This window comes from Micromonospora tarensis (assembly GCF_016803395.1).
Taxonomy (GTDB): domain Bacteria; phylum Actinomycetota; class Actinomycetes; order Mycobacteriales; family Micromonosporaceae; genus Micromonospora; species Micromonospora tarensis.
In genome coordinates, this window is sequence record NZ_JAEVHL010000509.1 from 1 (window position 1) to 1303 (window position 1303).

General features: G+C 75.3%; 1 pseudogene. It reads left to right on the plus strand.

Going from position 1 to position 1303, the window contains the following annotated elements:
• Positions 1 to 78 precede the first annotated feature (78 nt).
• A pseudogene (locus JM949_RS35985) lies at positions 79 to 1303 on the plus strand (FtsX-like permease family protein); the annotation flags it as partial.

Genomic DNA, 1303 nt, shown 5'->3' on the forward strand with positions numbered 1-1303 from the left:
GGTCGTGGTCACCGTCCAGGTCCGCCGGGCCGACGCCGCGCATCTGCGGGTGGCGCCGTGAGGCGTGGCTGACCCGGCGTGGCTCGCGCCGCACTGGCCCAGCATCCGCGGCCGTGGCCGACCGACGCCGGACCGCTGCTGCTCACCGCCGCCGTCATCGCAGCCGTCGCGCTGCTCGCCGGGGCCGTGCCGGCGCTGCTCCGGGCCGCCGCCGACAACACCGTCCAGGACACGGTCCGCCGCGCCGGCCACGACTCGAACGTCCTCGCCCACGCCGACTGGGAACGCGACGACGGCCCGACCGGCGGCCGGGTCCGGACAGCCCGCCTCGCCGACGACATCGACGACTTCCGCGCCAGGGCGACATCCGCGCTCGGGCCCGACCTGGACGCCGCGCTGCTCCCGCCCGTCGCCGTCGTCAACGGCCCGATCCTCAGCGTCACCGAGGGCAACGTGCCGCGTACCTTCCAGTTCACCTACCTGGCCGGTGACCTCGGCGGCTCGGACGTGACCTGGATCGCCGGGAGCGCGCCCGGCCCCGCCGTCCTCGACGAATTCGTCGAGACCCCCTACGACGGACCGCCCTGGCCGGTGCAGGTCGGCCTCTCCGAGGCGGACGCCGCCGCACTCAACCTCGATCCCGGTGATCGAATCCCGGTCAAGGACGGCCAAGGTCGCGACAAGGACGTCCGGATCAGCGGGATCTACCGACCCGTGGACAGCGCCGACCCCGCCTGGCTGCTCGCCCCGGCGCTGCTGCGCCCCGTGCCCGGCGCCGACGGCGTGGGCATCACCCGGTTCGCCGGCCTGCTGTCGCGCGAGTCGTTGCCGGACGCCCGGCTCGCCGTCGACGAGGACCAACTGCGGCGCACCGTCCACTTCGCCCCCGAACCCGACGCGCTCACCTGGGGCACCAGCGCGGCGCTCGCCAGCCAGGTGGTCAAGCTCAAGGCGGCCTCCGGCTCGTCAGGCACCCGCGACGAGTCCCTGAAGTGGGAATCGCAGCTGGACACCACAGTGCGCGACGCCCGTACCCGGATCAGCTCCGTCTCCGCACAGGCCGCCGTCCTGCTCACCGGGGTGCTGACCGCCACGGTACTTGTCCTGCTGCTCGCCGCCGCCCTGCTGGTCCGCCGTCGTGGCCCGGCGCTGAGCGCCGCCCGGCAACGTGGGGCGGCGCTACCCGACCTCGGTGCGGAACTGGCCATCGAGTCCACCGCGGTGTCCCTGTCGGCCGCCGCCGCCGGGCTCGCGCTCGCCCGCGCGGCCGCTCCGGGCGTCGCCTGGATCTGGGCCGTTCCCG